This window comes from Massilia sp. UYP34 (genome assembly GCF_056279385.1).
In genome coordinates, this window is the sequence record NZ_JBWBRF010000015.1 from 84,975 (window position 1) to 107,074 (window position 22,100).

The following is a 22,100-nucleotide window of genomic DNA, read 5'->3' on the forward strand; positions in this document are numbered from 1 at the left end:
CAACATTCAACAACATTCCTAAAAGCATTTATTTAGCGACCCCTTCCGGCGTGGACGATGCGGCACATGCGAGCGCTCCCACCGGGCGTCTGCCTGCGCCACACGGGATGGCAGAATGTCACACAACTTTCCTAATATAAATATTTCGTTCTGGCGGGCGATGGAGTGCGCCATCACGCTCGTCACGTCGTTACAGCTCGTTTCATCTTAGAAATGTAGAGATTTTTCCACTGTTGTAAAATTGCACAGCCATTCCGCGTTGGGTGCGCTACCGCACCGAGCTTACGGAACTTGCACTGTTATGCTTTATCCAACATCGCTGCTGACGTATGCGTTGTCATCAACTTTTAACCTACGGGAGTTACCTGTGAACAATACCAAGAAGATCGCCCTGGCTGCTGCACTGCTGTGCGCATCCGGCGCCACCCTCGCCCAAGAACTCAACCCGTCGTGGTACATCCAGCCAAGCGTCAACCACGTGAAGCCGGATGCCGACTTCGGCGTGGATGATCGCGACACCGGTGGCGGCCTGAAGTTCGGTAAGGCGGTGCACCAGAACTGGGACATCCAGATCGGCGCCAGCCAGACCCGCTTCGAGCAAGGCATCAACGACTACCGCCAGACCCTGCTGGGCGTCGACGCCCTGCTGATGCTGAGCCGCGATCGCTTCCGTCCGTTCGTCCTGTTCGGCCTGGGCGCCGAGCGTGACAAGGTTGAGAACCGTGTCGCCGGCCGCTTCGTCGAGAAAAACTCGCCGTACGCGACCGTCGGTATCGGTTTCCAGGCTAGCCTGACCCCGCAATGGTCGCTGCAGGCCGACCTGCGCACCGTGCGCGGCTTCCTGCGTGATGACGAAGAATTCGGCTTCAAGCGCAGCAACAACAAGATGCTGACCGTCGGCCTGAACTACGCGTTCAACCCGCCGCCAGCACCGCCGGCACCGGCGCCAGCCCCAGTGGTCGAGGCTCCGGCTCCAGCACCGGCGCCAGTCGCACCGCCGCCGCCACCAGCACCGCGCTTCCAGAAAGTGACCCTGGAAGCCACCAAGCTGTTCGCCTTCGACAAGGCTGAAGTGATCACCCCGGCGCCGAAGCTGGACGAGATCGCCGCCGCCCTGCAGGCCGACACCTCGGTTACCAACGTCGAGATCACCGGCTACACCGACCGCCTGGGTTCGGAATCGTACAACCAGAAGCTGTCGGAGCGCCGCGCCAACGCCGTGCGCGAATACCTGGTCGGCAAGGGCATCGACGGCAACCGCCTGCGCGCCGTCGGCAAGGGCGAAGCCAACCCGCTGGTCGAGTGCAACCAGCGCAACCGCGCTCAGCTGATCGCTTGCCTGGAACCGAACCGTCGCGTCGAAGTCGACCAGATCACGGTCGAAGTGCCAGTGCAGCAGTAATACCTTAGGCGACATCGCCTTGACGCACTCGCCCTCCCGCCCGCCGTCCCGTACGGCGGCCGGGGGAGCGGGTGGTCGCGGCAACGCTTGACCAGGGGGCTTCGGCCCCCTTTTCATTTGGAGGATGCGATATGGCAGTTACGAAATGGTTCCCTTACACGCACCAGATTCTGAAAGTGCTGCGCTGCGCGGTGACGGAATGGCTGGACCACCGTGCCTCCAGCAAGGGCGCGGCACTGGCCTTCTACACCCTGTTTTCGCTGGCGCCGATCCTGGTGCTGGTGATCGCCGTCGCCGGCTTCTTCTACGGCGAGGAAGCGGCGCAAGGCCAGTTGCTGGCCGAACTGCGCGGGCTGCTGGGTACGCAGGGCGCGGATACGATCCAGGCCATCCTGGCCGGCGCCCAGAACAAGGAAACCGGCCGCTTCGCCACGATCGTCGCCACCGTGCTGCTGATCGTCGGCGCCACCACCGTGTTTTCCGAGCTCAAGGACAGCCTGGACGAGATCTGGGGCCTCCCGGCCCCGCCGGATGCCGGCATCTGGAATACGGTCCGCACCCGCCTGCTGTCGTTCGGCATGGTCCTGGTGCTGGGTTTCCTGCTGATGGTATCCCTGGTCGTCAGCGCCGCCACCACGGTGGCCGAAAAGTTCATCACCGGTGTGTGGCAGGAAGCCGCCATCATCATGGGCTGGATCGCCTCCGGCATCGGCTTCCTGGTCATCGCCACGCTGTTCGGCGTGATCTACAAGCTGCTGCCGCGTGTGCGGCTGTCCTGGAAGGACGTCACCATCGGCGCGCTCGGCACCGCCGCGATGTTCACGCTGGGTAAGTTCGGGATCGGGCTCTACATCGGCAACAGCGGCACCACCGACAGCTTCGGCGCCGCCGGTTCGCTGATCGCCCTGCTGCTGTGGGTATATTACTCGGCGCAGATCTTCTTCCTGGGCGCCGAATTTGCGCGCCAATACGCCGTGCAGATGGGCAGCTTGCGCAACAAGCCGAAAGAAATCACTGGCGTCGAACCGAAGACCAGCACCGCCTGAGGTAGGGTCGGCGGCTTGGCCGCCGACGCGGTGATTGGAACAGGCTCCGCTGTCGTGCCGGATGATCTCGCCGCCAACCATCACCGCGGCTTAGAGTCTACCCCGGTAGGCAGGGGGAAGCTCATGGTGATGCATGGCGGGCGTGAGCAACGCAGCGCACGCTTGCCCGGCGCGCCAGGAGCGACTCCCACCTACCGGGATAGCTCTTAGCCGGCTGCGCGCCCCGGCCAACCCTACTCGCCCAACAGCTCCGACACCACTTCCATCCCCTCGACCCGCTCGGCCACCACCTTCAGCACCATCACCACCGGCACCCCGAGCAGCAAGCCCCATACGCCCCACAACCAACCCCAGAACAGCAGGCTGACGAAGACCGCTGCCGGATTCATGCGCGCGATCTTGCCGGTCATCCAGGTGGCGACGACCATGCCGACCAGGGTCGCGATCGCCATCGAGGCCCCGCCCACCAGCATCACCATGCTCAGGGTCTCGAACTGGAGGAAAGCCGCCAAGCCGGTCGCGACCGTGATGACGAGGGGGCCGAAATACGGCATCAGGTGCGCCACGCCGGCGAAGGCGGCCCAGGCGCCGGCGTTCTCGAGGCCGATCAGGCGCAGCGCGCCCCACATCATGAGGGCGAGCAGAACGTTGGTTACCAGGAGCATGAACATATAGCTCTGGATCGAGGTGTTGATGTCGTCCAGGATGTGGACCGTGACTTTCTTGCGTGTGAGCGAAGGACCTGTGAGCTTGACCAGCTTGCGCTTGAAGGTGTCGCCAGCCAGCAGCAGGAAGAACACCAGGAACACGACCATGGTCGCTTGCGACATGAAAGCGGCCAGGCTCATGGAGCCGGCCAGCACCCAGTCCATCACGCGGATCGGCGAACTCGCCGCGGCGGCCGGCGGCGGATACTGGCGCCGCTGCTGCGCCAGGCGCTTGGCGTCGGCGCCGACGTTGCTCGCGGCGCGCTCGATCTCGGCCGCCGCCGCCTGCATCTGCTGCAGGGTCGAACGCTGGCCGCTGGTATTGGTGAGGATGCGCGTGATCTTGTGGGTCAGCGTCGGCAACTCGTCGAGGATGTTGAAGAATTCGCCCTGCAGCCGGTACAGGGTGCCCGCCATCGCGCCCACGATCACGGCCGTGACCAGGGTGGCGCCGATGATGCGCTTGACGTGCCAGCGCTCGAGCCAGCGCACGACAGGATTGAGGGTATAGGCGATCAGAATGCCGAGCAACAGCGGCACGAAGAATTTCTGCGCCCATTGGAGCGCGAATACGAAGGCGATGGTGGCGAGGATGCCGAGTGACAGCCCGCGCGCATTGACGTGCAACGGCACGCGCATGCCGCCGATGTGCAATGTGATGTCGTCGCCGGCCGCGCGCGTGTCCGCGCGGGCGGCGTCAGGGGCGGCTAATTCAGGCGAAGGGTTGGATGCTGCCGGCGTGGCCGGATCGGTTGGTGCTAGCTGCATGGTATGCCTGAACGAAATGCCGGGCCGCCCCGGTTACCTGCGTATTATTTCACACGGATGTCATTCTTGACCGACGTGACGCCCTTGACGCCACGTGCGATCTCGACGGCGCGCTGCGCATCGCGTGCATCTGCCACGAAGCCCGACAGCTGGACGTCGCCCTTGAAGGTTTCGACGTTGACTTCGCGTGCCTTCACGTTCGGGTCGTTGACCAGGGCGGCCTTGACCTTGGTGGTGATCACGGCGTCGTCGATGTACTCGCCGGTGCTGGCCTGCTGGTTGGTCGACGAGCAGCCGACCGCGGTGATGGCGACGGTAGCGACGAAAGCGGCGGAAATGAGGTTCTTGGCGATTTTCATGATGGCTCCTTATTGATAATCATGGTGGTGCAATACCCTTGCGGGCGGGTTGGGCGGCGCCGGCAATCCGGCCCGCAGGTTCTTTATTTGCCGTAGGCCGTCCGGGTGGTGCTGACGCACCCTTCCTTGACGTCACCGGCGAAGGCATCGCACTTCTGCAGTGCGACACGGTATTCGGCGTCGATCTTGGCGCCCTGCGCTTCGAGGCGCGCCTCGATCGCCTTGCGGTCGGCCCGCGCGTCGGCCTGGCTGGCCACCAGGGTCGCCTTGGCCAGGCGCTGGCACACTTCGCGGTCGTTGCCGACCGCGGCGCCGCAGCGCGTCTTGTCGCGCTCGTAATACGCCGAGGCGATGCGCATACGCGCCTGGGTATAGGCCGCCAGCGTGTTCTTGTAGGCGGCGTCCGCTTCTTCCTCGACGCGAACGCGGGCGGCGCGGGCGTCGGCCACGCAGATGTCGTGCGGGATGCCGGCCAACGCATCGCAGCGCGTCTTGGCGGCGTCGTAGACGGTCTCGGCGGCGTCCATTGCCTGCTGGTAGACGGCCTTCGGTTCCAGCTGCTGGGCGCCAGCCTGGCCCGTCCAGCCGAGAACCGCGCCAATCAAGAGGATCGCATGCGACGTTTTCATTGTTTTTGTTCTCCATTTGTCAACACTGGACATATCTTTACATGCCGCGCACTCGTCTTCTGTTCGATGCCGAACACAACAGGCAGACTCTTGGCGCACGCCTATAGGTGTGTAGATATAGAACAACTGGATTGCCGAGACGTGCCGCGTCAAACGATGCCGGCGGAGTTTGATAGCGGCGGGCACGACCCTCGGAGCAAGGTAGGTGCGGCAACGCACAGACCCTCGTTACCCACCTGATTATTCTGAGTCCATACTTTTGTCAGGAGAACAACATGAATGCTAATCGTAAATTTATCGTCGCTCTAATGGCGACCGGCGCACTCCTCACCGGCTGCGCCAGCAACAGCTCCCAGCCATACGGCTACAACAACGGATACGGCTCGGGCAGCAGCACCGCCTCGGCTGGCTACGGCGTGATCGAATCGATCCAGGTGGTCCAGGGCGAGAACCGCACCAGCGGCGCCGGCGGCGTGCTGGGCGGTGTCGTCGGCGCGCTGGCCGGCAGCCAGATCGGCAGCGGCAGCGGCCGTACCGCGGCCACGGTGGCCGGCGGTCTGGCTGGCGCCGTCGTTGGCAACAACGTCGAGAAGAACCGCAATGCAGCGGGACCGGAGATGTACCAGATCAATATGCGCATGGATAATGGCGAATACCGCGCCGTGACCCAGGACAGCGCCTACGATCTGCGCGTGGGCAACCGCGTGCGCATCGTCGACGGCCGCGTCTACCGCTATTGATTTGCCGGCATGGTGGCGGGCAGGCGCATGACGCCCTGCCCGCCACCATGCGTTCCGGCCGGCGCGCCGGCCATTGACCAGCTGGAGGCAACCATGGCTACTTTCACCCGCATCGTGCGCGGCGCCTGCGCCTGCGCACTGGCCGGCGCCGCCTTCGCGGCATCGGCTCACGTGTCCGCGCAAACCACTGCGACCACGCAAGCCGGCACTGACGCGACCGTCAACCCGATCGTCGGCCGCCAGCAGGCGCAGGAAATCGCGCAAGGCGACCCGCCGCGCTGGTATCGCGACGATCCGCAACAGCAGACGCTGCGCAAGGAACTCGGCGCGGCGCTGCAGGAGGCGCAGAACGCCTGCCGCAAGGCGCCGACGGCCGAACGCAAGTCGTGCATGGAGCAGGCGCGCGCGACCTGGCAGCGCGAGACGGCGCAGCTCGGCAAACCGATGCCGCGGCATTAAGCCGGGCAAGCAACGCTTCGGCAAACGCACTGACGGCCATTCTACTGGCCGTTTTTTTCGCCTATTTCTTTTCACGCCGCGGCGGCAGTGTATAGACATCCGCCACCAGGATGCTGTCGCCGATCTGGCGACTGGGCGACGCCGCGTCGTGCACCACCAGCAGCCCTTCTTCGCGCCCGTCCCGGCTCGAAAACAGCGAAATGCCTTCCGGGTGATCGACGCCCTGCCCGAACGGCAGCGACAGCACGTGTTCGAGCATGTCCCGGCTCAGCGCCGAGGCCTTGTCCGGCCGCGCCCCGCCGGGCCAGCGCAGCAGCGTCACCGGCCCATCGAGGTCCATCGTCGGCCCGGCCAGGATCAGGAGATCCTTGCCATGCACGCACAGGTCGCGGATGCCCAGGCCATCCAGGTCGAGAAAATGCTTGCGGTACAGGGCGCCTTCAGCGTCGAGCGGCGCCAGCCGTAGCCAGCCCTCTTCGCCATCGTCGACCGGCGCCACTTCGACGATCGCGGCCCAGCCGCGCAGCACCGGGCCGCGCAAGCCCAGCAGCACGCGCGTGCCGGCCAGGGCGATGCCTTCGATATCGAAACCGTTGTCCTTGCCGGGAATGGCCAGGAACGGACCGAAGTGCTCGTCCTGCCGCAGCAGTCCGGTCAATTCGTTGCCGTGCTCGTCGCCGCGCAGCAGCGCCGCGGTGCGCCGCTTGCCCCTGTGCACGGCCTCCTTCTGCAGCGTGAAGCCGCCATCCTGCCTGACGAGGGGGATGCGCGCCAGCAGATAGCGGTTGCCGTCGGCGCCGACGCTGGCCAGGCGCTTGCGCGTGCGCCGCCCCCCATCGCCCTGGTCCGGCCGCCTGCGGCGCAGGCTATGCGAACCGGTCACCCACAGATAGTCGCCGTCGCTGGCCAGGCCCTCGATATCGGCTTCGTGCATGCGCTTGCCTTCTTCGTCATGCGGTGGCAAGGGCAGCTGCAGAAAGTCGTGCAGCGCGAACTGGTGGTGTCCGCGAGCGAAACTGGTCTTGCCGCGTTTGTCCTCGGCGGCCAGGGTCAGGCGCTCGATGGTGAGCGACTCATCATTGGCCAGCCACAAGGTATCGCCCATGCGCAGGGCCACCGACAGCCCGTTGCGCAATTCCTTGTCGGGGCTGAGGTCATTGCGGTCAGGATGGAATTCGAGCAGGACGATATTGGATGGATGCATGCTGCGCCTCGCGATCGGTATTGACGCCAGCATACCCCATGGACTTGGGCGCAGCGCCCGGCTTGCGCATGTCACGCGATCTATGCCAAGCCTTGCGCAGGAAGCGATAACGAAAAAATACCACGCCGCGTCAACCATCCGTCGCGACGTGCGTTATATGCCCAGAGCAAGCAGCGGAGCATGGCAAGCGCGTGGCAAGCTACGCTGTCACGAACCAGCTTACGGGCAAGGCGCCGCGGCCGGCAAAAAAAGACGGCGTCCAATCAACGATTGCGACGCCGCTCAAGCCCCACCATATTCTGTACTGCACGATCCGCCCTGTCGTTCTTGGATGGCGGCGACTGCGCATGTGCCGGTCGAATCCGCCAGCCGCATCGGTCGCATGGACTGCCCGCATGTGCCGACCATACGCTCCAGCCTGTATTTTGGCCGGCGATTGCCGCAAACTCGTTGCGGCAACGTGTCAAAAACAGCTTACCCTTATTCTGGTATTTGCCGCGCCCGTTTGCGATTGACGTACCAGCCCAGTGCGCCCAGCACCAGGGCGGCGCCCGCCGCCGGCTTACCCAGCCGGCGCTGGCGTACGAAATTGATCACGCCCAGCGCATATGGCAACAGCACCGACACATTGGTTCCGGTTGGCTTCAGCAGGGCATCGGCCCGGGCGCGCAAGGCCCAGGTCGCGTGATCCATCGCCGAGTGCAGCATGACTTCGGGCTTGATGCCGTACTGGATGCTGGCCTTGGCGTGCGCCACGCCTGCTCGGAAGAACTCGCCCTCACGCAATAGTTCTGCCTTGCGCACCGCCGGATCGAGGCTGTGCTGGTGACCGGCCAATCCTGTCGTTCCGTTTTGATTCTGCATACTTTCTCCCTTGGTGACACCGCCTGTTATCGCGGCTTATGCTCGCCCGTCCCGGCAGGCGCTCATCACAGCTATCTACAGCAGCCCGCCTGTAACAGCCCGCTTATTGCAGCCCGCTTATGACAGCCTGTTTTTACTAGAGCCCGTTTATTCCAGCCGTCCGCTCATTGCAGCCGCTTTATCACAACCGCCTATAACAGCATTTCGCGGTCGTTCTTGAGCTCTTTCATCGTCGCCGGAAACGCCAGCTTGTTCTGCTTGAGCAGCGCGAGTCCCTTCGTCACCAGCACTGCCGTGATCAGGGCGAACACCGCAAACATGATCAGCAGGATGGTCCAGCCCATTGCGTCCCATGCCAGCGCCACCACCGTCATGGCGCCGAAGGCGATGGCGAACCACACCGCCAGCACCGCCGCCGCGAAGATGGCCAGCAGCTCGATCACGTGGTTGCGGATCTCGGACAGCTCGAGCGCCGCCAGTTCGACGCGCGATACCGCCAGCCCGAACAGGCTCTTGAACAGGCTGGAAATGCCGCCGATGACACCGGGGTTATGTACGATTGCGTCTTGTTTATCCACGTCTGCCCCCGGCCCTATTGCCTGCGGCTCAGCAGGACGCCGAGCAGCACACCGACGCCGGCCGCGATCGCCATCGTGCGCCACGGATTGCCCTTCACGTAGACATCGGCCGTGTGGGCCAGTTCCTTGCCCTTTTCCACTGCCTGGGTCGGCAGCAGGCTGGCGCCACCCAGGGCGCGGTCGAGCAGCTCCATGCCGCGTGCGCGCAGCTCCTCGGCCTTTTCGCCGGTCAGCGAAGCGGCCGCGGTCAGCATCGACTGGGCATCGCGCACCAGCGCTTTCATGTCGGACTGGGTCGCATAGGTGCTGCCGCTGATCGGGTGCATGCTGCCGTTGGTATTGCGGGAAGTTTCTAGCATGTTCTACTCCTGTCACTGAAAATCATTTGATAAAGCCGGACGCGGACAATCCGGCGCGGTCCAGCGCCTGGCCCTGGACCGCGCCCGAACGGTCGACGACTCACGCCAGCAGGTCGCGCATATCGTCGGCATGCTCTTCCTCGACTGCCATGATGTCGATGAGCATGTTGCGCGTGGTGGGATCCTTGTCGCCGATCACCGCGATCATCTGGCGGTAGGACTCGATCGCCACCCGCTCGGCGATCAGGTCGGCCCGCACCATCGCCTGCACGTCGTCGGACTCGTCGTACTCGGCATGGCTGCGCGCGGTAAACGTGGCCGGGTTGAAGTTCGGCGAGCCGTTGAGCTGCACGATGCGTTCGGCGATGCGGTCGGCGTGGTCCTGCTCTTGCCGGGCATGCTCGAGGAACTCGGCCTTGATGTGACCCGTGTTGGGACCAGCCACCGTGTAGTAATGGCGCTTGTAGCGCATCACGCACAGCAGTTCGGTGGCCAGGGCGTCGTTGAGCATCGCGATGACCGCTTCGCGGTCGGCCTGGTAACCCTCGGTGACGGCGCCGTCATCGAGATTGGCCGCCGCACGCCGGATCGCCGCGATGTCGAAGCCGTGCGCCAGGTTGTTCGTCTGTTCCATGGTATTTCCTCAATCAGTGTTCAGCTCAGTGCTTCAGCGTGGTTCAGCGCATTGCGGCGCGTGGGGGAATCTGCGCGCCATCGTTGGACAGCACGATCTCGACGCGGCGGTTCTGCTGGCGGCCGGACGCGTTGTCGTTCGACGCCACCGGGAACGCCTGGCCGTAGGCCTTCATCGAGATGCGGTCGCGCGGCACGCCCATTTCGCCCAGGGCGCTGGCGACCGCGTTGGCGCGGCGCTGCGACAGGTCCTGGTTGTAGCTCGCGCTGCCGGTACTGTCCGTAAACCCTTCGACCAGCACCGTACGGTCCGGGTTCTCGCGCATCACGTCGGCCAGCTTGCGCAGGGTCGACATTCCGTTCGGATTCAGGGTCGCCTGGTTGGTGGCGAACAGCACGTCGCCGATCGTCACCACGTAGCCGCGCTCGGTCTTGACGGCCTGGATGTCGTTCAGCAAGGCTTCCAGGTGGGCGGTGCGCTCGGCCAGGGCGGCGTTCTGCTGCTGGGCGGCCTGGGCTTGCGCCTGCGCCTGCTGGGCTGCGGCGGTGGCGGCTTCGGCCTCGCGCTTGGCGCGCTCGGCTTCCGCGGTGCGCGCCTCGAGGCGGACCTGGTCGCGCTGGCGCGCGGCGTCGGCGATGTCGGCTTCGGCGGCCTTGGCCTTGGCGACTTCCTGCGCGGTGGCGATGCGCTGCTTGGCGACGTAGGCCAGGCGGTCGACATCTGCCAGGCTTTCGCGGCGATGCGCGGCCTGGTTGGCCTGATCGAGCGCTTCGCTGGCCTGTTTGAACTCCAGCGGCGCATAGGTCGACACCTGCGGATTGTTGTTGGCGCTGACGAAGTCGGCGCGCGCCTGGTCCAGGGTCGCGGTGGTCACCGGGGCGCTGGCGCAGGCGGCGGCCAGCACGGCGGCGGCCAGGATCGAGACGGCGGATTTACGGTTTTTCATGTTCTTGTTCCTCTTCTTGTTGAAGCGCCGTTCGACGGCGCGGACTCATGCGTTCAATGCGGACGTCAAGGGTGATCTCACTGGCTGTTGGCGCGGTCGACCTCTTCGCGCAGCACGCGCAAGTCTTCGTTCAGCTGGGTCGAGGCGGCGGTCGCCTTGGCCGACACGGCCTTGCTCTGCGCCAGCTTGGCGTCGGCCTGGGCCTGGACCGCCAGTTCGCGCGCCAGCTTGTAGTCGCGCGCGGCCAGGGCCTGGTTGGCGCGTCCCATCTTCTCGCGGGCGGCGCTGATCTCAGCTGGCGCCAGTTCGGCGGCGCCGGCCGCCACGGCGTTCTCGACTGCATTGCGCGAGACCGCCACGTCGGCCGTGGCGGGCGCCTGGTCGGGGCTTGCGCAGGCGGTCAGTGTCAGTACTACGGCGGCGCAGCTGAGGCGAAGCCCGGTCATCGCTTGATGTTTATTCATCGCATATTCTCCTGGGGAAGTGTTGTAGAGAACGTTATAAACCTGTTATGCACGGCACTCAGTTCGTTGACGCACATTCATTTCTCCTACAACAAAGCCATAACCGCGACGCGGCGGAAACACCTTGTAACAACATGGGGCGGTCACTGTGTGTTGCCGAACAGATCAAATTAGCAACGGACTCTAGTCTTGAGCCAAGTCACCGAGAAACGACATACCCGAATGAATGGATCGAGCATCAAGCGTCACGCGAGTATTCCAGTCCTGCTGGCCTTCCTGGCTTGCGGACCGCTGGCAGGTTGCGCCTCAGGCATTCCCGGTTTCGGCAGTGAAGAAACCGTCAATGACGAAGCCATCAGCGCCGGCGTGCGCAGCGCCATCAAGCACGACCCCGAACTGACGGTTTCCGATCTCGATGTCGACACTTACCAAGGCATTGTCCGGCTCAGCGGCTTCGTCAGCTCGGCCGACAGCGTAGCCGCGGCGGCCTCGGTCGCGCGAACTGTCAAGGGCGTCAAATCGGTCAGGAATGACCTGCGCCTGAAATAACCCCATCAATGGAGATCATCATGAAAAACATCAAATCGCTGGTAGTGACCGCAACCCTGGCAACCGCCGCCTTCGGCATGGTCGGCTGCTCGAACATGTCGAAGCAAGACCGCAACACCGCCATCGGCGCCGGCGCCGGTGCAGTGCTGGGCGGCGCGGTGAGCGGCGGCAGCGCGCTCGGCACCGTGGGCGGCGCGGCCGTCGGTGGCGTGATCGGCAATCAGGTCAAGACCACCAACTGATCCAGGTCTCCGCTCGACAGCAAACGCCCGGCATGCCGGGCGTTTGTGTTGGTGCGGTACCCGTAAGCCGTCGATGAGAGCGGGTCCAGCGCCTTGATGTTCGTGGAAGAATCTCGCCAGCACGGCCGGACGGCCTTGCGCAGCCGGGGCGCAGCGCCGTCGCCGGCTTAGTCGACGTGGCCGTCCGCGACCGGCATGTCCGCGACCGGCATGTCCGCGACCGGCATGGCGCCGGCTTCCCTGACGATCGCGTAACAGCTGCAGGCTGCGGCGGCCAGGCCCTCGGGATCGAGGATCTCGATATTGCCGCGGCTATAGTCGATCAGGCCCTGCTGCTGCAGCGCGCTGGCGGCCTTGGTGACGCCGACGCGGCGCACGCCGAGCGAGTGCGCGAGGAATTCATGGGTCAGGTGGAACCGATCGGATTGCAGGCGGTCGCGCGTGACCAGCAGCGAGCGCGCCAGCCGCGCCTCCAGCACGTGAAAGCGGCTGCAGACGGCGATCTGGATCGCCTGCGCCAGCAAGGCGTCGGTGTACCGGTACAGGACTTTCTGCAGCGCAGGATTGCGTTCGACCTCGCTGCGAAAGCGCGCGCCATCCATGCGGCTGGCGTTGCCGGCGCGCTGGACGACGGCGCGCACCTGGGTCGTGTCGTGACCGAGGGCGCTGGTCAACCCCAGCATGCCTTCGCGTCCCACCTGGCCGACCTCGAGCGTCATGCGCCCCTCGGCCACGCCCAGCAGCGACACCAGGCAATCGTGGGGAAAATAGATGTGTTCGATTAGATCGCCGGCTTCGCACAACACTTGCCCCGCCTCGACCCTGACCTGGTCCAGCATCGGCAGCATGCGCGCCATTTCTTGCGGCGGCAGCGCAGCCAGCAGCCGGTTGCTGTGACACTCGGCGACGGGCGGATGGACGGCAGAGTTCATTCTTTCCTCGGAGAAAATCGTAAGAATCAGTACGCGGCAAGCCGGATGCGCCCCGTTCCAGAAACATTTGCAAACAATTTCAGTGAGCGTAACCGTCGCGCCTTGCGCGAGTATGTACGGTGACGCACCGAACCTCAGGTTGTTCCTGAAGACAATCATCGTACCTAGGCGTCAACGCCATATGAAAGGAATAAAGATGAATACGCCCCCACACCATCCCGTCAAGAACCGCGCCCACCCCCTGCTCCTGCTGGCGGCGGCCGCAGTTGTGCTGTTCTGCCTGGTCGGCACGGCCGCCATCATGGGCTGGCTGCCTTCTTCGATCGGCGGCACCGCCAACCGCCAGCTGACTGAAGCCGACCGCCTGGCCCTGGCTTCCACCCTGCCGCAAGACGTCCCCGACCAGGGGCCGGGCTACGCCGCCTATCCGGGCGCGCCGCTCGCGCCGGCACAGCAGCCCTATGCGCCGGTCCAGGCCGTCCCGGCGGCCCCGGTGCAGCAGCTTGCGCCGACGCCTGCGCCCGCGGCGCCGGTCAAGCAAAGCAAGCCGCTTCAAGCCGCCAATGCGCGCGACTGGTGCGCGAACTGCGGCAACGTCGAATCGGTCCGCGCCATCACCCAGCGCGCCGAAGGCAGCGGCCTGGGCGCCGCCGGCGGCGCCGTCATCGGCGGCCTGCTGGGCAACCAGGTCGGCGGCGGATCCGGCCGCACCCTGGCCACCGCGGCCGGCGCGATCGGCGGCGCCGTGGTCGGCAACCAGGTCGAAGGCAATATCAAGGCGACCACCAGCTACGAGATCCGCGTGCGCCTGGACGACGGCACCCTGCGCACCTTCCGCCAGAACAGCGAACCGCAATGGCGCAATGGCGACCGCGTGCGCATCGTCAACGGACGGCTGCGCTCGGTTGCCTGAAGCAGGCTGACCTGAATCCACGGGCTTGGATCCGATGACGTGATTCAGGCAGACTGCATGGCTAGCACATGGCCGGGATTGCGCAAGCGTCCCGGCCAAACTTTTTCCTGAGTGCAATGTGCGACAGCGCACGGAAATATGGATGAGCTGACCCGACAATCGAATCACGCTGAAACGAAAAGTGGGACACCATCAACCGTGGGAGAAGCGCATGAACAGCATGGCATGGATTGGCATCATCATCTGGGGAATCGTACTGACTCTGTTCGGCCTGTTGTCGGCCGGGCCGACGCCCGATGGGGCGGGTTACCTGCAGCCGCAAGACATCGTGTTCCTGATCGCGGGCGGCCTGCTCACCTGCCTGATCGGCTGCACCGGCCTGATGGGCATGATGGGCTGGATTCCCGGATTGCGGAAACGAAAAAGTTGCGCATAATGTACGCCATCGAACGGTACTCAACAGTGAGCAAGTACATACTGGAATCACAGCGCAACCGGCGCAAACAGTAGAGGAGAAACCACCATGTTGTATACCATCGCTGTCGTTCTCGTAATCCTGTGGCTGCTCGGCCTGGTGACTTCGTACACCATCGGCGGCTTCATCCACATCCTGCTCGTCGTCGCCGTCATCATGATCCTGGTGCGCCTGATCAGCGGACGCGGCATATAGCGGTAGAATGACAAGTCACGCTTGTCGCAACACCCAATCCGTTTCGCGGTCGCGCCTGTAACGGCGTGACGACGAAACGGATTTTTTTTTACTTAAGGAGTGCATATGCATAAAAACTTCATCAAGACGACCGCCGCGGTCGCCATCATCGCCCTGACCGCCACCGGTTGCGCCGACATGTCCACCACCCAGCGCGGCACCGCGACCGGCGCCGGCATCGGCGCCGGCCTGGGCGGCCTGATCGGTGGCACGACCAGCGGCGGCGGCGGCGGCCGCGTTGCCGGCGGCGCCGCCATCGGCGCGGCCGCGGGCGCCGTGATCGGCAACATCTGGTCCAAGCGCATGGAAGTGCAGAAGCAGCAGATGGAACAAGCCACTCAGGGCACCGGCGTGCAGGTTACCCAGACCCAGGACAACCGCCTGAAGCTGGAAATCCCGAGCGACATCTCGTTCGACACCGGCCGCTCCGACATCAAGGGCAACTTCCAGCCGATCCTGCAGCGCTTCGCGCAGACGCTGCAAGAGAACCCGAGCACCAATGTCGTCATCATCGGCCACACCGACAGCACCGGCAGCGATGCGATCAACCAGCCACTGTCGGTCGACCGCGCCTCGCGCACCCGTGACTTCCTGGCTGGCCGCGGCGTGAACCCGAACCGCATCACCATCGAAGGCCGCGGCTCGCGCGAACCGATCGCCTCGAACAACGACAACGCGGGCAAGGCGCGCAACCGCCGCGTCGAGATCTACGTCGCCGAACCGGCGCGCGGCTGATCGCTCCACCCATCGAAAAAGGCCGGCATTGCCGGCCTTTTTCGTTTTTGCTTGCGCCGCGTTACGCGGCCTCGGTGAACGCCAGGTACAGCTCGCGCGCCTGGCGTGCGACCGGGCCCGCTTCCAGCGTGCGGTCTTCATACCGGGTGCACGGCGTGACCTTGCCATAGTTACCGGTGCTGAAAATTTCGCGCGCGGTGTTCAGTTCGGTGGCCTTGACGCTGCGCTCTTCCACCTGCATGCCGGCCGCGGCCAGCAGCGCCATCACGCGCGCACGAGTGATCCCCGCCAGGAAGGTGCCGTTCGGGGCCGGCGTCACCACCTTGCCGTCATCCAGCACCAGAAACAGGTTCGACGTTGCGAATTCGGCCACGTGGCCTTCGGCGTCGAGCATGATGGCCTGGTCGAAGCCGCGCTCTTTCGCTTCGCGCATGGCGCGGGTCGAGTTGGCGTACAGGGCCGAGGCCTTGGCGTCGGTCGGCGCCATGTTCGGCTGCGGACGGCGCAGGGTCGACAGGCAGGCCGAGAACCCGGCGAACGGCGGCAGCGGCGCATCGAACAGGGTCAGCGCGAACCGGCTTTGCTCGGCGACCGGGATCAGGAAGCCCTCGGAGCCGAACACCAGCGGACGAATATAGAGTTCGGCGTCGATCGGGAATTTGGCCACGCCTTCACGCACCAGCGCTTCCATCTCGTCGACCGTCAACGGGCAGCGCAGGCCCAGTTTTTCGGCGGACGCGATGACGCGTTCCAGGTGCGGCCGCAGGTCGGGCAGCTTGCCGCGCAACGCGCGCGCACCGTCGAACACGGACGAACCGAGCCACAGACTGTGGTCCATCGCGCCGTACAGCGGCGTGTTACCTTCGGCCCATTGGCCGTTGTAATAAGTGAGGTACATGGTTTCCTTCGTCATTGCAAAACCGTACCAGTGTAGCGGCACCGGCGCCGCCCCGTCCAGACGCGCCGTCCCGCCGTCCCGCCGCCCCGCTACCGGGACTCGTCCAGGCCCAGGGCCCTGCGCCCTCGCTGCGCATCTTGTGCGGATCGTCGTTATCGGCCCACCAGCCCCCCAGGACGGCATCACCGGCGGTGTTCCTCGTTTTACTTCGTCACCCTTGGCATGCGGCCGCAGCCAGCCGGAATAACTGACGGCCGCGTCGGTCCTCCATGCATTGTTCGTTGCCACACCATATTTACCGGCCTCGTCGCGTACACTATGGCTTTCCGGTAAAAATTGTTTTCATGCTTGCTACTCTCGAACGGATCGATCCCTACAGCGACGACATCGACCTGCTGGTCGAGTTGGTCTGCCACCTGCGCCCGCGTCAGCGCTGGGTGTGGCAGGACGCTGACGATCCGGCCCAGGCGGTACGCACGCTGACCCAGCTCCTGAAGGGCAATCCGACCCAGGCCTGGGCGCTGCGGCGCTACCTCACCACCCTGCTCGAGAAACGGCGGCACACCAGTCTGTACAGCGACATCGGCATCCTGTCGAACGACGGCTTCGTCACCGAACTCAAGAGCCGCATCGCCTACCGCTTCCTGCCGCCGGCGCTCGACAACCTGTATTTATCGGACGCGCTCGACCAGGTGCTGTACCGCGAGGACGACTTCGAATGGATCCGCGCGGTGCCCGACGACGAATGGATGCTGCTGTTCGACGTGATCGCCAATGCCCCGCCGCCGGACGACGACGCGCCCGACCGCGCGCGCGTGGTCACGCTCAAGGGCCTGCTGGACGCGATCCGCACCCTGTCCTGCCGCATCTGCGCGCTCGGCCTCGAGCCGCGCCTGGTGCACAGCTACAGCCAGATCGAGAATTTCGACTCGCCGTTCCTGATGCAGAACATCGAGGCCAACCGCTACCTCGATGATTACGCGCGCTATCTCGCCGGCGAGCGCGAGCGTCCCGACGACGCGGGCCACCTCCTGGTGATGCTCGACCAGTGCGAAGACGTGGTGCTCAAGATCCGGCGCCTGGCGCTGGCGAACGGCACCAGCATTGCCCTCACCTACCTGCTGGTGGCGGTGCAACAGAGCATCGACCGCCTGCAAAAGCTGCTGTTCCTGGTCGACGTCACCGACGAACAGAGCCCCACCCCGGCGCCGGCGCCGGCGCACCCGTCGGCCCATGAGGTCATGGACGAGCTGGTCATCGACGGCGAGGTGCTGCTGCCGGTGGCGCCGCAGGGCGACAATCCGGGCCAGCTGACGGTGCCCGATGCGCCGCTGCTCAGCCCGCGCCAGCGCGCCGCGATCTCGCTCGCCGAAGAATTGATCGAGGCCCATAACACCAAGTACCAGGTCAGCGGCCTGGTGCGCGACAACGTGCACCTGCTGGCGCGCAACGTCACCGAGAACGCCAGCCGCACCGGCGAGCACTATATCGCCGAAGACCGCAAGGACTTGCGCAAGATGCTGTGGTCTTCGTCGGGCGCCGGCTTCATCGTCGGCTTCATGGCGCTGTTCAAGATCCTGTTGGGTTACCTGAGGACGCCGCCGCTGGTCGAGGCTTTTTTGTTCAGCATGAACTACTCGCTCGGCTTCGTGCTGATCCACATGCTGCATTTCACGGTCGCCACCAAGCAGCCGGCCATGACGGCGCAGCGCATCGCCGCCTCGCTGCATCGCTCCGCGACCGGGCGCGGCATCGACGTCGACAAGTTGGCCGAACTGGTCAATAAAGTGTTCCGCACCCAGATGGTGGCGGTGCTCGGCAACGTGCTGGTGGCCTTTCCGGTGGCCCTGGGCATCGCCGAGTTCGTGCGCTGGTACACCGGCCACCACCTGGTCGACCCGATCAAGGCGCTGCACCTGCTCAACGACATCGACCCACTGCACAGCCCGGCACTGTTCTACGCCGCCGTGGCCGGCGTCTGGCTGTTCGTGGCCGGCCTGATCTCGGGCTACTACGACAACAAGGCGCTGTACACGCGCATGGGCCAGCGCGTGCGGCAGCTGCGCGGACTGCGCCGGGTGCTGGGCCCCGCGCGCCTGGCGCGGCTGGGCGACTATGTCGAGGGCAATCTCGGCGGCCTGATGGGTAACTTCTTCTTCGGCATCCTGCTCGGCACCACCGGCACCGTGGGCTTCCTGCTCGGCCTGCCGATCGACATCCGTCACATCACGTTCTCGGCGGCCAACTTCGCCACCGCCCTGGTGGCCCTGGACTACGGCATGACCTGGGCCCAGATCGCCAACGCCACCGCCGGCGTGCTGTTGATCGGCACCGTCAACCTCTTGGTGAGCTTCGGACTGGCGCTGTGGGTGGCGCTGCGCGCGCGCAATATCGTCTTTAAACGCTGGATCCTGCTGGTGCAGGCACTGGGCCGGCGCTTCGCCTATTCGCCTGTCGAATTCTTCCTGGGCCCGCGCCATCGCCAGCTGCCGCCGCCCGATACCGTGTACTCGAAGGGAACAAAATGAACAAGAAGCGCTTCGCCGCCTGGGTCGGCCTCATCGGTTTCGTGTGCGTGGTGGCTTCATGCAAGGCGCTGCCCGACCGCAGCACCATCGCCGGCGCGCCCGACAAGGCCGTGCCCACCGTCGCCACGCAACGCGGCGAGCTGCAGGATGGACAGGCGGCGGCGCTGCTCAAGCGGCGCTGGGCGCGCGCCTCGCCCGACCTGAAGCAACTGGCGGTGCTCGAAGAACAGGCGACCGGCGTGCCGCTGATCGCCGGCAACCAGGTCTCGCTGCTGTTCGACGGCCCGGCCACCATGCGCGCCATGATGGAAGCGGCCAGGAATGCGAAGAGCTCGATCAACCTCGAGACCTATATCTTCGACCATGACGAGATCGGGACCCAGTTCGCCGAGATCCTGATGCAGAAGCGCGCCGAGGGCGTCACCGTCAACATCATCGTCGACGGGGTCGGCACGCTGGCCACGCCGAAGGAATTCTTCGAGCGCCTGCGCCAGGCTGGCGTCAACGTGCTGGTGTTCAATCCGGTCGACCCGACCAAGCGGCCCGGCAGATGGGCGCTGAACAACCGCGACCACCGCAAGATCATGATCGTCGACGGCAAGGTCGCCTTCACCGGCGGCATCAACATCAGCAGCACCTATGCCAACAGCTCGCTGTTCCGCTCGAACAAACGCCCCGGCAAGGTCAACCAGGAAGACGTCGGCTGGCGCGACACCCACATCAAGATCGAGGGACCGGCCGTCGGCGCCCTGCAATGGGCCTTCATCGACAACTGGGTGCACCAGGACGCGGGCGAGCTGCCCGCGGTCGAGTACTTCCCCCAGCTCGCCCCGGTGGGCGAGAAAGTGGTGCGGGTGCTGGCCACCTCGCCCGACCGCGATTCGGAAATCTATAAATCGCTGGTGCTGGCGATCGGCGAAGCGAAGAAGTCGATCCACCTGACGGCGGCCTACTTCGTACCGGACCGCCAGATCGTCGACAGCCTGGTCGCGGCGGCCCAGCGCGGGGTCGACGTGCAGCTGGTGCTGCCGGGCGTGTCGGACCACGATTTCATCAAGTATGCGGGCGAGTCGTTCTACCACGAGCTGCTCGAAGGGGGCGTGCGCATCTTCCAGCTGCAGGTGGCGGTGTTGCACGCCAAGACCACGGTGATCGACGGCATGTGGTCGTCGATCGGCTCGGCCAATATCGACCGCCGCAGCTTCATCCACAACTACGAAGTCAATGTGGTGGTGCTCGATCCACACTTCGGGCGCGACATGGAAGCGGCGTTCAAGGAAGACCTGCGCCACTCGAAAGAGATCAAGCTCGAGGACTGGAAGCGGCGGCCGTGGGGCGACCGGCTGCGCGAGATGATGTCGAGGCTGACCGAATACTGGATCTGATGCGCGTAGGGCCGGTAACACGGGCCGGTAACACGGGGCGGCAATACGGGGACGGTTACAGTCCCGCCGCCAGCATCCCGTCGCTGTGCGGCGACCAGATGCTCCCGGCGCGCACGAATTTCTCGGTCGTGACCAGGGCGAACCTGCCCGCCACCACGTCCCAGCCATAGCGGTCGATCTCAACCCGCTGCGGCGCGACCCGCACCACGTTGAACGAATTGACTTCGCCGCGCCCGCGGGTGGAGGTGGCGGTGCCGGCCTGGACCACGAGCGCCGCATATTCGGCGATCTGGTAGCGCGCCGCCGTGCTGCCCGCGTGGCTGGCATGCATGTGGCCGGCCATCAGGATATCGACGTTCGTCTCGGCGAACACTTCCATCGCCATCGGCGCGCGCACCACGAGGTCGCGCTTTTCGAAGTGTTCCGGCAAATCGAAGGGATGGTGGGTGACGACGATGCGCGTGACCTGCGGCGGGAGCCCGGCCAGGCGCCGGCGCAGCCCCGCCACCTGGTCGTGGCTGATGCGGCCATCCTTGATAGTGAGCGAACGCGCGGTGTTGACGCCCACCACGGCGATCTCGTCGTCGATGAACGCGGGTTCGAGATCATCGGTGATGTAGCGCTTGTAGCGCGACAGGGGCCTGGCGAACCGGCGGAACACGTTGTACAGCGAGATGTCGTGGTTGCCGGGCACGACGATCTGCGGGCCGGGCAGCGAATCGAGGAAGGCGCGCGCCTGTTCGAATTCCTCGACCCTGGCGCGCTGGGTCAGGTCGCCCGAGATCACGACCACGTCGGCCGCAATGCGCTCGACCAGTTCGCGCAAGGGGCCGAGCAGCGCCTGGTCGACACGGCCAAAATGCAGGTCGGACAGGTGAACGAGGGTGCGCATCCGGGAATCTCCTTTTCTACAACGCTTATATCTCTTGTCGCGGCGCCCGGCCGGACGCGCGCCGCGCGCGCGCGGCCCGGCGCCGGTTCAGGGTGGCGACGCCGCCGATGCAGACTGCCAGCCAGCCGCAGCCCTCGGCCAGCGCGGCAAGGATGTCGGTCAGGTAGTGCGCGCCGAGGTACATGCGCGAGAACGCGACCAGGCCGATCATCAGCGCCGCCAGCACGAAGGGCAGCACCCGCCCCATCCATGACCCGGCATGGCGCGCGACATAGCAGGCCAGCAGGCCGTACAGCACGGTGGCGGCCATCGTGTGCCCGCTCGGGAAACTGTAGGTGCTGAGGGTGAGGATGGGCTCGGAGAAATGGGGGCGCGCGCGCTCGAAGGTATGCTTGAGCGCCACATTGAGCAGCATCCCGCCCGGCACGCTCGAGATCAGCGCCACGATCCAATAGCGGTGCCCGCGCCGAACCATCCAGACGCCGACGCCGAAGGCGATCGCGAGCACGCCGGGCGTGCTGTGGGCGTGGGTGACCACCAGCAGCGCGTCGCGCAGCAGGCCGCCCTGGCTGGCGTGCGCGTGCAGCCAGTTGGCCACCACCACGTCGAGCCGGGTGATCGGGGCGCCGGCATTGAGCGCGCCGGCCAGGTGGGCGAAGCCCGCCATCGCCAGCAGCAGGAACACGATCCCGACCGTGAGATGGAGCCCGTACGCGCCTTCCGGCGAGAAGCGGGCGGCGGCAAAACGGTGAAGACGCGGTAGGACATTGCTCATGGCATCGATTATGACTGACTTGGCGAAAAAGCCACACACACAAAAATTTACTGTATATCCGAACAGTAGCTGTAGATTTATACAGTAGTTGTGTTATTCTTTCCTTACTGCACAACCACTACGATTCAAGGAAACGAACATGACCACTCTGAACAGCTCCTTCGGCCTGGAACACGCACCTGTCCCCTTCCTGGCGCGCATTGGCCGTCGAGAAATTCTCGTCACCCGTGATTTCCGCAAGCGCTTCTATGCGGTCAATCCGGTCATCGAATGCGATACCGGCGTCGAGGCCGGCCACGTCGAGATCCTGCTGTTCCGCCGCTGGCTGCTCATTCTTTCCAAGGCACACTGATCCATCCTGGAACGATGCTGAAAAAGCGCAT

Annotated in this window: 27 protein-coding genes; 13 read left to right on the plus strand and 14 right to left on the minus strand. The window is 65.0% G+C overall.

Translation table 11 applies throughout. The annotated features are described in order from the left end of the window. Window positions 1–367: 367 nt before the first annotated feature. The gene (locus tag ACZ9AQ_RS19165; protein ID WP_429206302.1) at window positions 368–1,402 is read left to right on the plus strand and encodes an OmpA family protein; all 1,035 of its coding nucleotides are present in this window, start codon (window positions 368–370) and stop codon (window positions 1,400–1,402) included. A gap of 131 nt (window positions 1,403–1,533) precedes the next feature. Next, entirely contained in the window at window positions 1,534–2,448 is a 915-nt protein-coding gene (locus tag ACZ9AQ_RS19170; protein WP_429206303.1) for a YihY/virulence factor BrkB family protein, read from the plus strand. Between the two features lie 233 nt (window positions 2,449–2,681). Here ACZ9AQ_RS19170 and ACZ9AQ_RS19175 read toward each other — a convergent pair whose 3' ends face one another. The 3 genes from ACZ9AQ_RS19175 to ACZ9AQ_RS19185 form a co-directional block, all read right to left on the minus strand. Further along, window positions 2,682–3,923, minus strand: coding sequence for an AI-2E family transporter (locus ACZ9AQ_RS19175; RefSeq protein ID WP_429206304.1), 1,242 nt, complete (start codon window positions 3,921–3,923; stop codon window positions 2,682–2,684). A gap of 44 nt (window positions 3,924–3,967) precedes the next feature. Further along, the gene (locus ACZ9AQ_RS19180; RefSeq protein ID WP_429206305.1) at window positions 3,968–4,282 is read right to left on the minus strand and encodes a BON domain-containing protein; all 315 of its coding nucleotides are present in this window, start codon (window positions 4,280–4,282) and stop codon (window positions 3,968–3,970) included. An 83-nt stretch (window positions 4,283–4,365) separates the two neighbouring features. Beyond that, window positions 4,366–4,911 carry a hypothetical protein gene (locus tag ACZ9AQ_RS19185; protein WP_429206306.1) on the minus strand — a complete coding sequence of 182 codons (546 nt, stop codon included), beginning with the start codon at window positions 4,909–4,911 and terminating at the stop codon, window positions 4,366–4,368. Window positions 4,912–5,186: 275 nt separating this feature from the next. Here ACZ9AQ_RS19185 and ACZ9AQ_RS19190 point away from each other — a divergent pair, with 275 nt between their 5' ends. Together ACZ9AQ_RS19190 and ACZ9AQ_RS19195 are read left to right on the plus strand one after the other, a co-directional pair. Then, window positions 5,187–5,651, plus strand: a complete 465-nt coding sequence (locus tag ACZ9AQ_RS19190) for an outer membrane lipoprotein (protein ID WP_429206307.1) — start codon at window positions 5,187–5,189, stop codon at window positions 5,649–5,651. Window positions 5,652–5,744: 93 nt separating this feature from the next. Next, window positions 5,745–6,110 carry a hypothetical protein gene (locus ACZ9AQ_RS19195; RefSeq protein ID WP_429206308.1) on the plus strand — a complete coding sequence of 122 codons (366 nt, stop codon included), beginning with the start codon at window positions 5,745–5,747 and terminating at the stop codon, window positions 6,108–6,110. A gap of 61 nt (window positions 6,111–6,171) precedes the next feature. Here ACZ9AQ_RS19195 and ACZ9AQ_RS19200 read toward each other — a convergent pair whose 3' ends face one another. The 7 genes from ACZ9AQ_RS19200 to ACZ9AQ_RS19230 all read right to left on the minus strand — a co-directional run bounded on the left by ACZ9AQ_RS19200 (window position 6,172) and on the right by ACZ9AQ_RS19230 (window position 11,159). Beyond that, the gene (locus tag ACZ9AQ_RS19200; RefSeq protein ID WP_429206309.1) at window positions 6,172–7,314 is read right to left on the minus strand and encodes a DUF3616 domain-containing protein; all 1,143 of its coding nucleotides are present in this window, start codon (window positions 7,312–7,314) and stop codon (window positions 6,172–6,174) included. Between the two features lie 480 nt (window positions 7,315–7,794). Next, window positions 7,795–8,178: a hypothetical protein gene (locus ACZ9AQ_RS19205; RefSeq protein ID WP_429206310.1), complete on the minus strand. Its 384-nt coding sequence runs from the start codon at window positions 8,176–8,178 to the stop codon at window positions 7,795–7,797. Between the two features lie 191 nt (window positions 8,179–8,369). Next, entirely contained in the window at window positions 8,370–8,756 is a 387-nt protein-coding gene (locus ACZ9AQ_RS19210) for a phage holin family protein (protein WP_429206311.1), read from the minus strand. A 14-nt stretch (window positions 8,757–8,770) separates the two neighbouring features. Further along, complete coding sequence (locus ACZ9AQ_RS19215) at window positions 8,771–9,115, minus strand: ElaB/YgaM/YqjD family protein (protein ID WP_429206312.1); 345 nt, start codon at window positions 9,113–9,115, stop codon at window positions 8,771–8,773. Window positions 9,116–9,215: 100 nt separating this feature from the next. Next, entirely contained in the window at window positions 9,216–9,749 is a 534-nt protein-coding gene (locus ACZ9AQ_RS19220; protein ID WP_429206313.1) for a ferritin-like domain-containing protein, read from the minus strand. A 43-nt stretch (window positions 9,750–9,792) separates the two neighbouring features. Then, the gene (locus ACZ9AQ_RS19225) at window positions 9,793–10,695 is read right to left on the minus strand and encodes an OmpA family protein (RefSeq protein ID WP_429206314.1); all 903 of its coding nucleotides are present in this window, start codon (window positions 10,693–10,695) and stop codon (window positions 9,793–9,795) included. Between the two features lie 77 nt (window positions 10,696–10,772). Then, window positions 10,773–11,159: a DUF4398 domain-containing protein gene (locus ACZ9AQ_RS19230; protein ID WP_429206315.1), complete on the minus strand. Its 387-nt coding sequence runs from the start codon at window positions 11,157–11,159 to the stop codon at window positions 10,773–10,775. 189 nt (window positions 11,160–11,348) lie between these two features. Between ACZ9AQ_RS19230 and ACZ9AQ_RS19235 the strand changes: the two genes are divergently transcribed. Together ACZ9AQ_RS19235 and ACZ9AQ_RS19240 are read left to right on the plus strand one after the other, a co-directional pair. Then, window positions 11,349–11,708: a BON domain-containing protein gene (locus tag ACZ9AQ_RS19235; protein WP_429206316.1), complete on the plus strand. Its 360-nt coding sequence runs from the start codon at window positions 11,349–11,351 to the stop codon at window positions 11,706–11,708. 20 nt (window positions 11,709–11,728) lie between these two features. After that, entirely contained in the window at window positions 11,729–11,950 is a 222-nt protein-coding gene (locus tag ACZ9AQ_RS19240) for a glycine zipper 2TM domain-containing protein (protein ID WP_109344196.1), read from the plus strand. 167 nt (window positions 11,951–12,117) lie between these two features. On the opposite strand, the gene ACZ9AQ_RS19245 is transcribed toward ACZ9AQ_RS19240, so the two are convergent. After that, window positions 12,118–12,882, minus strand: a complete 765-nt coding sequence (locus ACZ9AQ_RS19245; RefSeq protein ID WP_429206317.1) for a Crp/Fnr family transcriptional regulator — start codon at window positions 12,880–12,882, stop codon at window positions 12,118–12,120. 196 nt (window positions 12,883–13,078) lie between these two features. On the opposite strand from ACZ9AQ_RS19245, the gene ACZ9AQ_RS19250 reads away from it, so the two are divergent. The 4 genes from ACZ9AQ_RS19250 (at window position 13,079) to ACZ9AQ_RS19265 (ending at window position 15,239) form a co-directional block, all read left to right on the plus strand. After that, window positions 13,079–13,795: an outer membrane lipoprotein gene (locus ACZ9AQ_RS19250; protein WP_429206318.1), complete on the plus strand. Its 717-nt coding sequence runs from the start codon at window positions 13,079–13,081 to the stop codon at window positions 13,793–13,795. 211 nt (window positions 13,796–14,006) lie between these two features. Continuing rightward, a complete protein-coding gene (locus tag ACZ9AQ_RS19255; protein WP_429206319.1) occupies window positions 14,007–14,231 on the plus strand; it encodes a hypothetical protein in 225 nt (74 codons plus the stop codon). A gap of 87 nt (window positions 14,232–14,318) precedes the next feature. Beyond that, entirely contained in the window at window positions 14,319–14,465 is a 147-nt protein-coding gene (locus ACZ9AQ_RS19260) for a lmo0937 family membrane protein (RefSeq protein WP_005671362.1), read from the plus strand. 105 nt (window positions 14,466–14,570) lie between these two features. After that, window positions 14,571–15,239, plus strand: coding sequence for a YiaD family glycine zipper/OmpA-like lipoprotein (locus ACZ9AQ_RS19265; RefSeq protein ID WP_429206320.1), 669 nt, complete (start codon window positions 14,571–14,573; stop codon window positions 15,237–15,239). Between the two features lie 61 nt (window positions 15,240–15,300). Here the strand turns inward: ACZ9AQ_RS19265 and ACZ9AQ_RS19270 are convergent, their stop codons facing one another. After that, on the minus strand, window positions 15,301–16,152 hold the full coding sequence (locus ACZ9AQ_RS19270; RefSeq protein WP_429206321.1) for a branched-chain amino acid aminotransferase: 852 nt from the start codon (window positions 16,150–16,152) through the stop codon (window positions 15,301–15,303). A gap of 329 nt (window positions 16,153–16,481) precedes the next feature. On the opposite strand from ACZ9AQ_RS19270, the gene ACZ9AQ_RS19275 reads away from it, so the two are divergent. Both ACZ9AQ_RS19275 and cls read left to right on the plus strand, forming a co-directional pair. Next, window positions 16,482–18,665: a site-specific recombinase gene (locus tag ACZ9AQ_RS19275; protein ID WP_429206322.1), complete on the plus strand. Its 2,184-nt coding sequence runs from the start codon at window positions 16,482–16,484 to the stop codon at window positions 18,663–18,665. Further along, complete coding sequence (gene cls, locus ACZ9AQ_RS19280) at window positions 18,662–20,050, plus strand: cardiolipin synthase (protein WP_429206323.1); 1,389 nt, start codon at window positions 18,662–18,664, stop codon at window positions 20,048–20,050. Before ACZ9AQ_RS19275 ends, cls begins: the two co-directional genes overlap by 4 nt. A 55-nt stretch (window positions 20,051–20,105) precedes the next feature. Here the strand turns inward: cls and ACZ9AQ_RS19285 are convergent, their stop codons facing one another. After that, on the minus strand, window positions 20,106–20,942 hold the full coding sequence (locus ACZ9AQ_RS19285) for a metallophosphoesterase family protein (protein WP_429206324.1): 837 nt from the start codon (window positions 20,940–20,942) through the stop codon (window positions 20,106–20,108). A 25-nt stretch (window positions 20,943–20,967) separates the two neighbouring features. After that, entirely contained in the window at window positions 20,968–21,717 is a 750-nt protein-coding gene (locus ACZ9AQ_RS19290; protein ID WP_429206325.1) for a phosphatase PAP2 family protein, read from the minus strand. A 139-nt stretch (window positions 21,718–21,856) separates the two neighbouring features. On the opposite strand from ACZ9AQ_RS19290, the gene ACZ9AQ_RS19295 reads away from it, so the two are divergent. Then, complete coding sequence (locus tag ACZ9AQ_RS19295; protein ID WP_005671379.1) at window positions 21,857–22,069, plus strand: hypothetical protein; 213 nt, start codon at window positions 21,857–21,859, stop codon at window positions 22,067–22,069. Window positions 22,070–22,100: the final 31 nt, after the last annotated feature.

Coding starts and splice junctions, on each gene's coding strand:
- ACZ9AQ_RS19225 (WP_429206314.1), bottom strand. CDS start 10,695: ATGAAAAACCGTAAATCCGCCGTCTCGATCCTGGCCGCCGCCGTGCTG.
- ACZ9AQ_RS19170 (WP_429206303.1), top strand. CDS start 1,534: ATGGCAGTTACGAAATGGTTCCCTTACACGCACCAGATTCTGAAAGTG.
- ACZ9AQ_RS19250 (WP_429206318.1), top strand. CDS start 13,079: ATGAATACGCCCCCACACCATCCCGTCAAGAACCGCGCCCACCCCCTG.
- cls (WP_429206323.1), top strand. CDS start 18,662: ATGAACAAGAAGCGCTTCGCCGCCTGGGTCGGCCTCATCGGTTTCGTG.
- ACZ9AQ_RS19285 (WP_429206324.1), bottom strand. CDS start 20,942: ATGCGCACCCTCGTTCACCTGTCCGACCTGCATTTTGGCCGTGTCGAC.
- ACZ9AQ_RS19195 (WP_429206308.1), top strand. CDS start 5,745: ATGGCTACTTTCACCCGCATCGTGCGCGGCGCCTGCGCCTGCGCACTG.
- ACZ9AQ_RS19205 (WP_429206310.1), bottom strand. CDS start 8,178: ATGCAGAATCAAAACGGAACGACAGGATTGGCCGGTCACCAGCACAGC.
- ACZ9AQ_RS19260 (WP_005671362.1), top strand. CDS start 14,319: ATGTTGTATACCATCGCTGTCGTTCTCGTAATCCTGTGGCTGCTCGGC.
- ACZ9AQ_RS19215 (WP_429206312.1), bottom strand. CDS start 9,115: ATGCTAGAAACTTCCCGCAATACCAACGGCAGCATGCACCCGATCAGC.
- ACZ9AQ_RS19290 (WP_429206325.1), bottom strand. CDS start 21,717: ATGAGCAATGTCCTACCGCGTCTTCACCGTTTTGCCGCCGCCCGCTTC.
- ACZ9AQ_RS19265 (WP_429206320.1), top strand. CDS start 14,571: ATGCATAAAAACTTCATCAAGACGACCGCCGCGGTCGCCATCATCGCC.
- ACZ9AQ_RS19190 (WP_429206307.1), top strand. CDS start 5,187: ATGAATGCTAATCGTAAATTTATCGTCGCTCTAATGGCGACCGGCGCA.
- ACZ9AQ_RS19275 (WP_429206322.1), top strand. CDS start 16,482: ATGCTTGCTACTCTCGAACGGATCGATCCCTACAGCGACGACATCGAC.
- ACZ9AQ_RS19230 (WP_429206315.1), bottom strand. CDS start 11,159: ATGAATAAACATCAAGCGATGACCGGGCTTCGCCTCAGCTGCGCCGCC.
- ACZ9AQ_RS19255 (WP_429206319.1), top strand. CDS start 14,007: ATGAACAGCATGGCATGGATTGGCATCATCATCTGGGGAATCGTACTG.
- ACZ9AQ_RS19175 (WP_429206304.1), bottom strand. CDS start 3,923: ATGCAGCTAGCACCAACCGATCCGGCCACGCCGGCAGCATCCAACCCT.
- ACZ9AQ_RS19295 (WP_005671379.1), top strand. CDS start 21,857: ATGACCACTCTGAACAGCTCCTTCGGCCTGGAACACGCACCTGTCCCC.
- ACZ9AQ_RS19270 (WP_429206321.1), bottom strand. CDS start 16,152: ATGACGAAGGAAACCATGTACCTCACTTATTACAACGGCCAATGGGCC.
- ACZ9AQ_RS19200 (WP_429206309.1), bottom strand. CDS start 7,314: ATGCATCCATCCAATATCGTCCTGCTCGAATTCCATCCTGACCGCAAT.
- ACZ9AQ_RS19185 (WP_429206306.1), bottom strand. CDS start 4,911: ATGAAAACGTCGCATGCGATCCTCTTGATTGGCGCGGTTCTCGGCTGG.
- ACZ9AQ_RS19240 (WP_109344196.1), top strand. CDS start 11,729: ATGAAAAACATCAAATCGCTGGTAGTGACCGCAACCCTGGCAACCGCC.
- ACZ9AQ_RS19245 (WP_429206317.1), bottom strand. CDS start 12,882: ATGAACTCTGCCGTCCATCCGCCCGTCGCCGAGTGTCACAGCAACCGG.
- ACZ9AQ_RS19180 (WP_429206305.1), bottom strand. CDS start 4,282: ATGAAAATCGCCAAGAACCTCATTTCCGCCGCTTTCGTCGCTACCGTC.
- ACZ9AQ_RS19220 (WP_429206313.1), bottom strand. CDS start 9,749: ATGGAACAGACGAACAACCTGGCGCACGGCTTCGACATCGCGGCGATC.